This window comes from Paenibacillus tabacirhizosphaerae, assembly GCF_040812395.1.
GTDB lineage: Bacteria > Bacillota > Bacilli > Paenibacillales > NBRC-103111 > Paenibacillus_E.
In genome coordinates, this window is record NZ_JBFNXH010000021.1 from 32,531 (window position 1) to 44,334 (window position 11,804).

The window sequence follows — 11,804 nt, forward strand, 5'->3', positions numbered from 1 at the left end:
CTACACCTCCGGGTCGAGCGGTTCGTAATCTTTGCGCAGCGGATGGCCGACCCAATCGTCAGGCATCATAATTCTTACTAAATTCGGGTGCCCCGGGAAATCGATCCCGAGCAGGTCGTATACTTCCCGTTCATTCCAATCGGCTGTCGGCCAGATCGGAGCAGCGGAAGGGATGCTGGGCTGATCACGATCTGTTTTCACTTTCACACAATACTCACGATTATGCGAGAGGGAAAGCAAATGGTAAGCCACCTCCAGGTGTGTCTCTTGATCAACACCCGAGAGGTTGCGAAGGTAATTGCACGCCAATTCCTCGTGATCCCGCATGACTTTCGCAGCCTGCGTCCAGCGGCCGTTGTGAATGACCACATACGGACGGTGCGCGTCCTTCTCGTTGATGAAGGCCTCCACGACGGCGTCCTCGCCCACATCGGCTTTCAAGATCTCCACCAGCCGGTCCAGAAGCGGCTGGTTCGGCGAAGGCTCCTTCGGCGCTTCAGGCTCCGCCGGTTCTGCCGTTGCCGCGCGCGCGCTAGCCCGCGCGGCGCGAGCTTCTGCGGCGGCCTGAACCTTGGCCGCCTTCTCGGCGTCGGCGGCGTCACCGGACGCCGCCGCTGGGGTCTCAGCCGACGGAGCATCGCCCGTCGGTGTAGCGGCCGCCCGCGCCGCTTGGCGGGCGGCTCTCGCCGCAGCGCGCTCGGCTGCGGCATCGGCTGCGCTAGGCGCGGCCTCCGCTGGCGTCGCGCTAGCCGCGTCGCCGCTTGCCGGCGCAGCCGCAAGCTCAGCAGCCGGGGCATCGCTCGGCTCGCTAGTCGTCTGGGCGGCCGGATCAGCCGCCTGGATCTCTGCCGCGCTGTCTACCGCGGCCTGAACCTCTGCGCTGAGCGGCGTCTTGCTCAGCTGCGCTTCTGGTGTCAGCTCGCCGACTTGAGCGGCGGCTTCTTCCAGTGGCGAGTCACCCTTAGAAGTCTCGTTGGTTTGTACTTCCCCAGAGACATCGCCAGGATTCTCCATTGCCGTACTGCCAGACTCCGCTTGCGTCTTATTTGATGCGCTGCCAGACACCTCATCTTCCGGCGCTCCTTCGGCTTTCAAATCTGGCTTCTGCTCTGGCTGCCCCTCCAGCTTCTTTTCCTCGCTCATCGGTTCGTCACCTGCTTCCCGGTCTTCGCTTCATAGCGAATTTTCTCCTGAAGCTTGTTAATGCCGTAGATGAGCGCCGCCGGATTCGGCGGACAGCCTGGTATATATACATCGACCGGTACAACCTGATCGACACCTTTCACAACCGAATATGACTTCACGTATGGACCGCCGGCTGTCGCACAGGAACCCATGGCAATGACCCACTTCGGCTCAGGCATCTGTTCGTATAGACGGCGCAGCAAAGGAGCCATTTTCTTCGTTACCGTCCCTGCAACAATCATCACATCAGATTGCCTGGGAGATGTACGGAAGATGACTCCGAAACGATCTAAATCATAATGGGAACCGCCTGTACCCATCATTTCGATGGCACAACAAGCCAGACCAAAGGTCAAAGGCCAAAGGGAATTGCTGCGAGCCCATGCTTTCACTTGCTCCAGCGTCGTCATAAATACATTACGGTTTAACTCTTCCCGCTCTTCGGGAGATATCGACTCTAGACTGAAGTCCATTGCAGCACCTTCTTCTTCCAAGCGTATAATAATCCTATGGCAAGCAAGGCTACAAAAATACACATTTCTACTAAAGCAAAAAGTCCAAGCTGTTTGTAAGCGACAGCCCATGGATAAAGGAATACAGTCTCTACATCAAAAATAACAAACATTAAAGCAAACAAATAATAACGAATGTTAAAACGGATCTGTCCCTCACCAACAGGCTCGTTCCCACTCTCATACGTGGTATACTTCTCCTCGACGGGCTTACTCGGCCTTAACCATTTCCCGATCGATAGGGCCGCAATAGGCAATATAATACCTAACCCAAGGAAAATAGCTACGATCACATAATTATTTGTGTACATCATCCGAATGTAACCGCCTCCATTCTTATTTACTTTTCTCATCCCACTCGTTAAATTTGGTAATAATCACCTTCAATATTATATCAAAAAGGTATTTGGGCGTCGATGACAATTTCCATTCATTCTATGGTATAGAGTTTCCAAAAAAAGGGGTTATATTCCAAACGCTATAGTATGACAGCGTTTTTCAACCTTGCAGCCAAACAAAACTTACAATTGTTACTTTCCTTTCCTTTTTATTTAGACTTATATTCTTGCTTGGATATTCATTCCATATACAACCTACCAATCCGATTCTTTCTCCGCTATGACTAAAATCACATGCGATCGTTGAAAATCTGGGAAAGGCTGTCTTGGCATCTGCAACTCCCTTTTATCTCTGCCCCATCATTCTCTTTTTACAAATCAAAAGGGATACTGAATAAATCCAGTATCCCTTTTGATTATGGCAAATAGTGCTCTATTTCTTTCCGGACGTTGCGATCCGATTCAATGCTCTTTGTAAAGCTGCTTCAGCGCGTTTGAAGTCAACGTTTGCTTGCTTTGCGTCCGCAAGACGTTTCTCCGCACGTTCTTTCGCTGCATTGGCACGCTCTACATCGATTTGTTCTGGCAGCTCGGCGCTTTCCGCCAGTATGACCACTTTATCCTTGCGCACTTCCATAAAACCGCCGTTCACTGCGATGATCTCGTCTTTAGAGCCCTGCTTCTTCACAGTAATCGAGCTGATTTTGAGTGGAGTCACGAGCGGGATGTGGTTCGGCAAAATTCCAAGCTCCCCTTCGACACCCCTTGCGACAACCATGCTCGCTTCATCAGCGTACACTTTGCGCTCAGGAGTAACAATTTCCAGCAGGAATGTACTCACTTGGATTCTCCTCCCTCAGCTTACGCGTAGATTACCTAGGGTAATCTTACAGCGTTTTCGCTTTCTCGATTGCGTCCTCGATCGTGCCCACGTTATGGAACGCAACTTCAGGAAGATCGTCGTGTTTACCTTCAAGGACTTCTTTGAAGCTTCGCACGGTTTCTTTCAATGGTACGTACAAGCCTGGGAATCCGTTGAACGGCTCAGCTACGTGAAGCGGCTGGGACAGGAACAGACGGAGACGACGCGCACGGGTTACGACCAGTTTGTCTTCATCGGACAACTCATCCATACCCAAGATTGCGATGATATCCAGAAGCTCTTTGTAACGTTGAAGAACTTGTTTAACACCTTGTGCTACTTTATAGTGCTCTTCGCCCAAGATTTCAGGCGTCAAGATACGGGAAGAGGAAGCAAGCGGATCTACCGCAGGGAAAATACCCGCAGCCGCGATGCTACGCTCCAAGTTCGTTGTTGCGTCCAAGTGTGCGAACGCTGTAGCTGGAGCCGGATCCGTATAGTCATCCGCAGGTACGTAAATCGCTTGAATCGATGTAACGGAACCTTTTTTCGTGGATGTAATACGCTCTTGCAATTGACCCATTTCTGTTGCCAGTGTAGGTTGGTAACCTACCGCGGATGGCATACGACCCAGCAAGGCGGAAACCTCGGAACCCGCTTGGGTGAAACGGAAGATATTGTCGATGAACAGAAGTACGTCTCTGCCCTCAACGTCACGGAAATATTCCGCCATTGTCAAACCAGTCAAAGCTACGCGAAGACGCGCGCCTGGTGGCTCATTCATTTGACCGAACACCATCGCCGTTTTTGCGATAACGCCGGAATCTTTCATCTCGTGGTAAAGGTCATTCCCTTCACGAGTACGCTCGCCTACACCTGCGAATACGGAGATACCGCCGTGCTCTTGCGCGATGTTGTGGATCAACTCTTGCATAGTTACGGTTTTACCTACACCCGCACCACCGAAGAGGCCGATTTTACCACCCTTAGCGTAAGGAGCCATCAGGTCAATAACTTTAATTCCTGTTTCAAGAACTTCTGACTTTGTGGACAGGTTCTCGAAAGAAGGAGCTTCTTTATGAATCGGACTGCTTAATGTACGGTCAACCTCTTCGATTCCATCGATTGGCTCACCAACGACATTGAACACGCGTCCTAGTGTTGCCGCGCCTACAGGTACAGTAATTGGTGCGCCTGAGTCGATCGCAGCAGCGCCGCGAACAAGTCCGTCTGTCGAGGACATAGCCACGCAACGAACCAGGTTGTCACCAAGGTGAACAGCCGCTTCAACCGTGATTGTGGTTGTTTGTGCACCTTCAGTTTTTTCAATCTTGATAGCATTCAGAATTTCAGGGAGCTGTCCGCGCTCGAACTCAACGTCGACGACAGGCCCTGTAATATTCACAACGCGCCCTTTGCTCATGGTTTCCCTCCTAAAAAAAGCTTCGCCTCTAACCGAGGCCATTTGTCAATTAAGCGTTCGCGCTAGCTCCGGCAACGATTTCCGCAATTTCTTGCGTAATCGAGGCTTGGCGTGCACGGTTGTAAGCCAGTGTATAGTTGCTGATCATCTTCGTCGCATTCTTCGTTGCAGAGTTCATCGCTGTCATCCTCGCACCGAACTCGCTTGCTTTACCTTCCAGAACTGCGCTGTATATTAGTGTTTCCGCATATTTAGGAAGCAGTACTTCTAGTACGCCTTCCGGTGATGGTTCGTACTCGTAACTTGCAGCTGTCGCTCCCGGTACTTCCTCCATCGGAAGCAGGCGAACCATGGTCGGAATTTGGGTGATTGCGTTTTTGAACTGGTTGTAGACCAAGAACAATTGATCGTACGTACCATTCTCGAAATTGCTTACGGCAGAAGCCGCAATCGATTTAACATCCGAAAACTTCGGTGAATCGGGAAGACCGATTACTTCCTGTACAATCGGAATATTGCGCTTCGAGAAGAAATTGCTGCCTTTACGACCAATTACAAAAATCGAGTATTCCGCTGTGGACTTATGTCTTTCGCGGATTTCCGTCATGACTTTACGCAACACGTTGGCGTTGTAGCCACCCGCAAGCCCGCGGTCCGAAGTAATTACCAGATAACCGGTTTTCTTTACTTCACGCGTTTGCAACATAGGGTGTTTAACCCCTTTAGTGCCTGCTGCGATGCTCGCAACGACTTCCTTCAGCTTATCCGAGTAAGGACGGGCCGATTCTGCTGCCTGCTGTGATCTTCTGAGGTTCGCTGCAGCGACCATTTCCATCGCTCTCGTAATTTGCTTCGTGTTTTGTGTCGACTTGATTTGGCGCTTAATCTCGCGCATACCTTTTGCCATACCTGCTCACCTCTCTTTTGAGGCTTTGGAAAGCCTTCATTCGAAGGCCTGATCTCAGGCGATAGAACCTAATATCAGGCATACTTGGAGTACTTGGTCTTCGCCATCCGGGAAGCTCAGGTACTCGCCATATTATTCAGAAACTGCGAAGCTCTTTTTAAATGTACCGATCGCTTCAGCCAGTGCTTTGTCGTTATCTGGAACCAAATCTTTGGTATCGCGAATGCTGTTCAAGATTTCCGGGCGGTTTGTTTCCAGGTAAGCCAAGAATTGTCCTTCAAAACGCGTAACGTCTTGAACCGGAATATCATCCAAGTGCCCTTTTACAACGGAGTAAAGGGAAGCTACTTGTTTCTCGAGCGAAAGCGGCTGATGCACGCCTTGTTTCAAGATTTCCAGTGTACGAACCCCGCGATCCAGACGGGCTTTAGTTGCTCTATCAAGGTCGGAACCGAACGCTGCGAATGCAGCAAGCTCACGGTATTGGGCCAAGTCTACGCGCAGTGTACCGGCAACTTTTTTCATCGCTTTCGTTTGAGCGGAGCCCCCTACCCGGGATACAGAGTTACCAACGTTAACCGCTGGACGCTGACCGGAGTAGAACAGATCGGATTCCAAGAAGATTTGTCCGTCCGTAATCGAAATTACGTTCGTAGGAATATAAGCGGAGATATCGCCCGCTTGCGTTTCAATAAATGGAAGCGCCGTAATCGAACCGCCGCCAAGCTCGTCGCTCAGTTTAGCTGCGCGCTCCAGCAAACGGGAGTGCAAGTAGAATACGTCACCTGGGTATGCTTCACGACCCGGTGGACGACGAAGCAAGAGGGACAACTCACGGTATGCAGCCGCTTGTTTGGACAAGTCATCGTACACGATAAGCACGTGCTCGCCTTTGTACATGAAGTACTCAGCCATTGCGCAACCTGCGTATGGAGCAAGCCACAACATTGGTGAAGGCTCGGATGCGGATGCTGTTACAACGATTGTGTAATCCAATGCGCCGGCAGCACGAAGTTTTTCAACTACGCCTACGACTGTGGATTGTTTCTGACCGATTGCAACGTAGATACATTTCACGCCGTTGCCTTTTTGGTTAAGGATCGCGTCAATCGCGATTGCTGTTTTACCTGTTTGACGGTCGCCAATGATAAGCTCACGCTGACCGCGACCGACTGGAACCATCGCGTCAATCGCTTTGATACCCGTTTGCATAGGTTCATGAACGGATTTACGAGCCATAACGCCTGGAGCCATGTTCTCTACAGGACGGAATTGCGTCGTGTTGATTGGACCATTGCCATCAACCGGTTGACCCAAGGAGTTCACAACACGGCCGAGAAGTTCATCACCAACAGGAACCTCCATGATACGGCCTGTGCGTTTCACTTGGTCGCCTTCGCGAATGTCTTTGTAAGGTCCGAGAATAACGATACCTACGTTGCTTTCCTCAAGGTTGAACGCGTAACCCAAAACGCCGTTTGGAAACTCGAGCAGCTCGCCCGCCATTACGTTTTCCAAGCCGTGAGCACGAGCGATACCGTCACCGACTTGAATAACTGTACCTACGTCAACCACTTGTATATCGGATTTATAGTTTTCAATCTGTTGCTTAATCAATGAGCTGATTTCTTCAGGTTTGATACTCAACGAACTTCACCCCTATTCTTACAGTGCTTAAAATTGAAATCCAAGTTCAAAATGTCCGCTTTCAAAACCGAAAAGTGGGCATTTAAACTATTTTTAAACTAATGCTTTGGATAAGCGGTCTAGCTTGCCTGCCAAGCTTCCATCATATAAACGATCACCGATGCGCACTTGAATGCCGCCGAGCAACTTAGGCTCAACTACATTGTTCACGCGAATGGTTTTTCCCGTAACTTTGCTGAAATGTGCCGCAATTTCCGCCTGCTGATCATCCGTCAAAACAATCGCGGAGTAAACCGTTGCACTCGCTTGTCCAAGTGCTTCATTTGCGATTTTGACGTAATCTGCAACCAAAGCGGAAAGAATCGATTGTCTTCCTTTATCAATCAAGACTAGCAGCGTGTTCCACACCGGCTCGGAAACTTTGCCTTCGAAAATCTGCTTCAGCAGGTCCGTCTTGACGGAAGTCCCGATGTTCGGATGGTTCAGGAACTTCTGCAGGTCTGCATTGTCCCTAATCGCACTAGCTACAGATTTCAACTCTTCTTCTACTTGAGCAATCAAGCTTTTCGCTTGCGCTACTTCGAAAAGAGCTCTGGCATAACGCTTCGCTACGACGATGTCACTCATACGTTGCCTCCTACCTCTTTGAGGTAATGCTCAACCAACTCTTCTTGTGACTTTTCGTCGATTTGTTTTTCAATAATTTTAGATGCGATCAGAACAGACATCGCGCCAACTTGGCTGCGCAAAGCCGCAACCGCTTTGTTTTTCTCATTCTCGATATCTTTAAGCGCTTCGTCTTTCAGACGAGTTGCTTCCGCTTGCGCTGCGCGAACGATTTCATCCGCTTGCTTGGAGCCTGTTTGTTTCGCTTGCTCGATAATTTCGTAAGCTTCTTTGCGCGTTTTTTGCAGCTCTTGTTTTTGTTCCTCTAGCAGTTGTTCCGCTTGCTTGCGGCTGTCTTCAGCCGTTTGAATTTGGTCTTTAACCAATTGTCTGCGTTTTTCCATCATGCCAAACAGAGGACCGAACGCAAATTTAGAAAGCAGCACATATAAAATCAAAAACGCGATAAGTTGTATCCAAAATGTGGACCATTCAATATGCAAGTAACGTCACTCCCTTCTGATAACGTGGGCAAAACGAAGGCGTGGTGGCTATTACTGCCATCCCCGCCAAACGGTTTCTTAAGCTTTTCCCATAAAGATGAACGCAAGAACCAATGCAACGACTGGCATAGCCTCTACCAGACCTACCCCGATAAACATTGTTGTTTGAAGCGTACCACGAAGTTCTGGTTGACGGGAAATACCTTCCAGTGCGCGACCTACGATCAAACCGTTACCAATACCTGCACCAAGTGCTCCCAAACCGAATACGATACCTGCTGCTACTAATGCTATTGCTCCCATTGATAAAATCCTCCCTTAAACTCATAAGTTTGTTTTGTGTATTTAACTCGAGACTTCCCGAGGTCAGTCTTGCTTCTAATGCTGCTCTTCGTGAATCAATGTTTGCGAGATGTAAACCATTGTCAGCATCGTGAATACGAAGGCTTGAATTGCGCCTACGAACACACTAAAGCCCTGCCAAACGAAGAGAGGCGCTATTCCAAACCAGCCAGCTCCGATAATGACAGATATCATAATTTCACCTGCGTAGATGTTACCGTAAAGACGGAAAGCGAGCGTAAGCGGCTTCGATACGACCTCAATTAAATGAAGGATCAGCATCGCCCCTTTGTACTCAAAGTAGTGCGCGAAATAATGCTTCGTGTTACGCGTAATTCCCAAGTAATGGCTTAGAACGATAACGATAACCGTAAGCGCTCCAGTAACTGCGATATCAGCAGTTGGCGATTTCCACCAAGAGACATGATCTTCAGTTACAATCGAGAACGGGAGTCCCAGCATGTTACCGATAAAGATGTACATGATGAGCGAAAGTCCCAATGCGATGAAGCCTTTACCATGTTTGGAGCCAATCGTGCTTCCAATAATGCTTTCTACAAACTCGATCGTCCACTCCATGAAATTTTGCAATTTCGACGGATTCGTAACCGATGCTTTGCTTGCTCCTGCAATCGCGAGGATTAACACAATCAGGGTCGTAATTCCGATCATCATGAGTGCTGATGCGTCGAAGTGAATACCCAACCACGTAAACTCTGGTGCATGATGTTCCATGTTTTCCATTTTCACCCCTTTCATCGAATGGAATTACTTCTTCGTCTTTCGAATAGAAAGAATACCCAGTACGAGTGTTGCCAATTGAGCAAAAAAGTATCCAATGATCGTTGTAGGTAACGCGATATGCTCTGGATACCGGACGGCAACCAATCCTGCGAAAGCAGCAATCGCCGCTCTTGTCAGAAATCCTAGGGTCACCTTGCGCCCCTTCTGCTCTATCGCAGCTGCTGCCATCTTATTGATTTTCCAGGCGAGAAATCTCGCATTAATGATACTGGCTAGTGAGCCAAGCATCAATCCGGCAATATACACCCTGTAATCGACAAGAAGCGCCCATGCAGCTAAACAAAAGGATAAAAAGAAGAGAAATACATTTTGAACCGTTTTCAGAGTGGCTGAAAAGTCATCCATCATAGCCCTCCGTACTGCTTTATCATGAAGTAAATGCTGATGACTCCGGTTACAAGCCCGAGTAAGAACCCGCCTAACAACCAGAGCTGTCCTCCCAGCACATGGCTCAACCATTCACCAAACCAATAACCGGCCAGTAAACAAACTACGAGGTCAATGCCAATTGCACTAGTTAATGCTGCTGCTCGCCAAGGATTATCCTTCTTCGGATCCTGTCGTTTCATCGCATCCTCCTGAAGCTTTCCCATAGGAAAACTCGCTTCGTAAGCTCATGCTACGAATCCTCATTTATTGTATCGAAGCCACGCAAGGTTTGTCAATTGAATGAACTTCAAATGTTCGCCCTTGCTAATTGCCCTAGAGCCTTGTGGCTCTAAGGTTTGCCGATTTCAAAACCGAACAGTCGAACTGTACGCTGTAGCGTTTGTCATGATTTTGTCACGGTTAGAACGCGTCAGGCCGATCAGGGGTCTTGCCGAAATGGTGGAGAATGGCTTTCACGATACGTTCTGATGCTTTCCCGTCCCCATATGGGTTGGCGGCTTGACTCATTTTGTTGTATACATTCGGGTCCGTTAATAGTGCGCGCGCACGTTTGTAGACCGTTTCCTCATCCGTCCCAACGAGCTCTAATATGCCTGCTGCGATTCCTTCTGGGCGCTCCGTTGTGTCACGAAGAACGAGAACGGGCACACCGAAGGATGGCGCCTCTTCTTGAAGGCCTCCCGAATCGGTTAGAATCATGTGCGCATGCGGATAAAAGTTGTGGAATTCGAACACATCAAAAGGCTCCACCAACTTGATGCGTGGATGATTGCCCAGAATTTCATGAGCTGGCTCTTTAACAGCCGGGCTCGGATGCACCGGATATACAATCGCAATATCCTCGAATTCATCGGCGATACGGCGTACCGCACGGAAAATTTGGCGATGCGGCTCACCCTGTGCTTCACGGCGATGCGCCGTCATCAGAATAAGTTTGCGTCCAGCTGCCCATTCCAGCACCGGGTGCTCAAATTCTTTCTGCACGGTGTACTGGAACACATCCGTAACGGTGTTGCCCGTTACATAGATGCGGGACTCCGGCTTGTTCTCCTTACGCAGGTTGTCTGCGGATTGTTCCGTCGGAGCAAAATGCAAATCAGCGAGCACGCCCGTTAACTGGCGATTCATTTCTTCGGGGTACGGGGACATTTTGTTCCACGTGCGAAGACCCGCTTCGACATGACCCACTTGAATTTGCTGCATGAACGCCGCATAGCTGGCGAGGAATGTCGTCAAGGTGTCGCCATGGACAAGAATCAGATCCGGCTTCGCCTCTTGAAACACGGGCTCCAAGCCTTGGAGAACGCGCATCGTAATTTCATTCAAGGTTTGCCGATCCTTCATGACATTCAAGTCGAAGTCAGGGGTAATTTTGAAAATATCGAGCACCTGATCGAGCATTTGTCGATGCTGAGCCGTCACACAAACCAAAGATTCGATATGTTCGGGGTGCTTCTGCAGCTCCAGAATGAGCGGAGCCATTTTAATCGCTTCCGGTCTCGTTCCAAAGATGGTAATGACTTTCAAACGTTTCATCAGATTCTCCTCCTAAAGCTTGTCTCCGTAGACCTAAAATTATTTTGTTCCGAACAATCGGTCTCCTGCGTCCCCAAGACCCGGTACAATATAACCGTGATCGTTCAGGTAATTATCGATAGCAGCGACGTAGATATCAACGTCCGGATGTGCTTGTTGAACGGCCTTCACGCCCTCAGGCGCAGCAATAAGGCACATCAGCTTAATTTGGCTGCAGCCTCTTTTTTTCAGCACATCAATGGCAGCATTCGCTGATCCGCCCGTCGCCAGCATGGGGTCGATGACGATCAATTCCCGCTCCAGGACATCTGTAGGCAGCTTCACATAATACTCGACTGGCTGAAGCGTTTCGGGATCACGATAAAGGCCGACATGACCGACTTTAGCAGCTGGCAACAGCTTGAGGATACCGTCTACCATGCCAAGACCCGCGCGCAGAATTGGAATTAGGCCGAGCATTCTTCCGGATATGATACGGCAATCCGCAGTCGTAACCGGAGTTTTCACCTGAACATGCTCAAGGGGAATGTTTCTCGTAATCTCATAAGCCATTAAAGTCGCTACTTCATCAACGAGCTCCCGAAAATCCTTCGTTTTCGTATTCTCATCCCGAATGTATGTAAGCTTGTGTTGAATGAGTGGATGATCGCAAATAAATACTTTACTCATATATGCCTCCTATGCGTTATTCCCTCGAAAATTTTGACTCTTCACGGCAAACAAAAGTTGCATGACGAAATTTCCTCTAT

15 protein-coding genes are annotated in these 11,804 nt (G+C 49.2%); all 15 read right to left on the reverse strand.

Translation table 11 applies throughout. From position 1 onward, the window contains the following. The 15 genes from ABRS97_RS24720 to upp all read right to left on the reverse strand — a co-directional run bounded on the left by ABRS97_RS24720 (position 1) and on the right by upp (position 11,724). Positions 1-1,143 carry an NADH-quinone oxidoreductase subunit C gene (locus ABRS97_RS24720; RefSeq protein ID WP_367818423.1) on the reverse strand — a complete coding sequence of 381 codons (1,143 nt, stop codon included), beginning with the start codon at positions 1,141-1,143 and terminating at the stop codon, positions 1-3. Then, positions 1,140-1,658 (reverse strand): NuoB/complex I 20 kDa subunit family protein, encoded by a 519-nt coding sequence (locus ABRS97_RS24725; protein ID WP_163952210.1) that lies wholly within the window; start codon positions 1,656-1,658, stop codon positions 1,140-1,142. Before ABRS97_RS24725 ends, ABRS97_RS24720 begins: the two co-directional genes overlap by 4 nt. Next, positions 1,643-2,008: an NADH-quinone oxidoreductase subunit A gene (locus tag ABRS97_RS24730; RefSeq protein WP_367818480.1), complete on the reverse strand. Its 366-nt coding sequence runs from the start codon at positions 2,006-2,008 to the stop codon at positions 1,643-1,645. The genes ABRS97_RS24725 and ABRS97_RS24730 overlap by 16 nt, the downstream gene beginning before the upstream one ends. 460 nt (positions 2,009-2,468) lie before the next feature. After that, positions 2,469-2,876 carry a F0F1 ATP synthase subunit epsilon gene (locus tag ABRS97_RS24735; RefSeq protein ID WP_367818424.1) on the reverse strand — a complete coding sequence of 136 codons (408 nt, stop codon included), beginning with the start codon at positions 2,874-2,876 and terminating at the stop codon, positions 2,469-2,471. A gap of 46 nt (positions 2,877-2,922) precedes the next feature. Beyond that, positions 2,923-4,320 carry a F0F1 ATP synthase subunit beta gene (atpD, locus tag ABRS97_RS24740; protein ID WP_367818425.1) on the reverse strand — a complete coding sequence of 466 codons (1,398 nt, stop codon included), beginning with the start codon at positions 4,318-4,320 and terminating at the stop codon, positions 2,923-2,925. Positions 4,321-4,369: 49 nt separating this feature from the next. Next, on the reverse strand, positions 4,370-5,227 hold the full coding sequence (gene atpG / locus ABRS97_RS24745; RefSeq protein WP_367818426.1) for an ATP synthase F1 subunit gamma: 858 nt from the start codon (positions 5,225-5,227) through the stop codon (positions 4,370-4,372). A 132-nt stretch (positions 5,228-5,359) separates the two neighbouring features. Next, the gene (gene atpA, locus ABRS97_RS24750; RefSeq protein WP_367818427.1) at positions 5,360-6,874 is read right to left on the reverse strand and encodes a F0F1 ATP synthase subunit alpha; all 1,515 of its coding nucleotides are present in this window, start codon (positions 6,872-6,874) and stop codon (positions 5,360-5,362) included. Between the two features lie 93 nt (positions 6,875-6,967). Next, positions 6,968-7,501 carry a F0F1 ATP synthase subunit delta gene (locus ABRS97_RS24755; RefSeq protein WP_367818428.1) on the reverse strand — a complete coding sequence of 178 codons (534 nt, stop codon included), beginning with the start codon at positions 7,499-7,501 and terminating at the stop codon, positions 6,968-6,970. Continuing rightward, on the reverse strand, positions 7,498-7,983 hold the full coding sequence (atpF, locus tag ABRS97_RS24760; protein ID WP_367818429.1) for a F0F1 ATP synthase subunit B: 486 nt from the start codon (positions 7,981-7,983) through the stop codon (positions 7,498-7,500). The genes ABRS97_RS24755 and atpF overlap by 4 nt, the downstream gene beginning before the upstream one ends. Before the next feature lie 78 nt (positions 7,984-8,061). Beyond that, positions 8,062-8,286, reverse strand: coding sequence for a F0F1 ATP synthase subunit C (gene atpE, locus ABRS97_RS24765; RefSeq protein WP_028556930.1), 225 nt, complete (start codon positions 8,284-8,286; stop codon positions 8,062-8,064). A 75-nt stretch (positions 8,287-8,361) separates the two neighbouring features. Further along, positions 8,362-9,060 carry a F0F1 ATP synthase subunit A gene (atpB, locus tag ABRS97_RS24770; RefSeq protein ID WP_367818430.1) on the reverse strand — a complete coding sequence of 233 codons (699 nt, stop codon included), beginning with the start codon at positions 9,058-9,060 and terminating at the stop codon, positions 8,362-8,364. Between the two features lie 33 nt (positions 9,061-9,093). Next, entirely contained in the window at positions 9,094-9,474 is a 381-nt protein-coding gene (locus ABRS97_RS24775) for an ATP synthase subunit I (protein WP_367859134.1), read from the reverse strand. Then, a complete protein-coding gene (locus ABRS97_RS24780; protein ID WP_367818432.1) occupies positions 9,474-9,698 on the reverse strand; it encodes an AtpZ/AtpI family protein in 225 nt (74 codons plus the stop codon). Before ABRS97_RS24780 ends, ABRS97_RS24775 begins: the two co-directional genes overlap by 1 nt. A 220-nt stretch (positions 9,699-9,918) precedes the next feature. After that, complete coding sequence (gene wecB, locus ABRS97_RS24785; protein ID WP_367818433.1) at positions 9,919-11,055, reverse strand: non-hydrolyzing UDP-N-acetylglucosamine 2-epimerase; 1,137 nt, start codon at positions 11,053-11,055, stop codon at positions 9,919-9,921. Positions 11,056-11,094: 39 nt separating this feature from the next. Then, entirely contained in the window at positions 11,095-11,724 is a 630-nt protein-coding gene (upp, locus tag ABRS97_RS24790) for a uracil phosphoribosyltransferase (protein WP_367818434.1), read from the reverse strand. Positions 11,725-11,804 lie beyond the last annotated feature (80 nt).

Excerpts from the sequence above, each read along its gene's own strand:
- ABRS97_RS24755 (WP_367818428.1), bottom strand. The coding sequence starts at position 7,501 with ATGAGTGACATCGTCGTAGCGAAGCGTTATGCCAGAGCTCTTTTCGAA.
- ABRS97_RS24730 (WP_367818480.1), bottom strand. The coding sequence starts at position 2,008 with ATGTACACAAATAATTATGTGATCGTAGCTATTTTCCTTGGGTTAGGT.
- atpD (WP_367818425.1), bottom strand. The coding sequence starts at position 4,320 with ATGAGCAAAGGGCGCGTTGTGAATATTACAGGGCCTGTCGTCGACGTT.
- atpG (WP_367818426.1), bottom strand. The coding sequence starts at position 5,227 with ATGGCAAAAGGTATGCGCGAGATTAAGCGCCAAATCAAGTCGACACAA.
- atpE (WP_028556930.1), bottom strand. The coding sequence starts at position 8,286 with ATGGGAGCAATAGCATTAGTAGCAGCAGGTATCGTATTCGGTTTGGGA.
- wecB (WP_367818433.1), bottom strand. The coding sequence starts at position 11,055 with ATGAAACGTTTGAAAGTCATTACCATCTTTGGAACGAGACCGGAAGCG.
- atpB (WP_367818430.1), bottom strand. The coding sequence starts at position 9,060 with ATGGAACATCATGCACCAGAGTTTACGTGGTTGGGTATTCACTTCGAC.
- ABRS97_RS24780 (WP_367818432.1), bottom strand. The coding sequence starts at position 9,698 with ATGAAACGACAGGATCCGAAGAAGGATAATCCTTGGCGAGCAGCAGCA.
- ABRS97_RS24720 (WP_367818423.1), bottom strand. The coding sequence starts at position 1,143 with ATGAGCGAGGAAAAGAAGCTGGAGGGGCAGCCAGAGCAGAAGCCAGAT.
- ABRS97_RS24725 (WP_163952210.1), bottom strand. The coding sequence starts at position 1,658 with ATGGACTTCAGTCTAGAGTCGATATCTCCCGAAGAGCGGGAAGAGTTA.
- ABRS97_RS24775 (WP_367859134.1), bottom strand. The coding sequence starts at position 9,474 with ATGGATGACTTTTCAGCCACTCTGAAAACGGTTCAAAATGTATTTCTC.
- upp (WP_367818434.1), bottom strand. The coding sequence starts at position 11,724 with ATGAGTAAAGTATTTATTTGCGATCATCCACTCATTCAACACAAGCTT.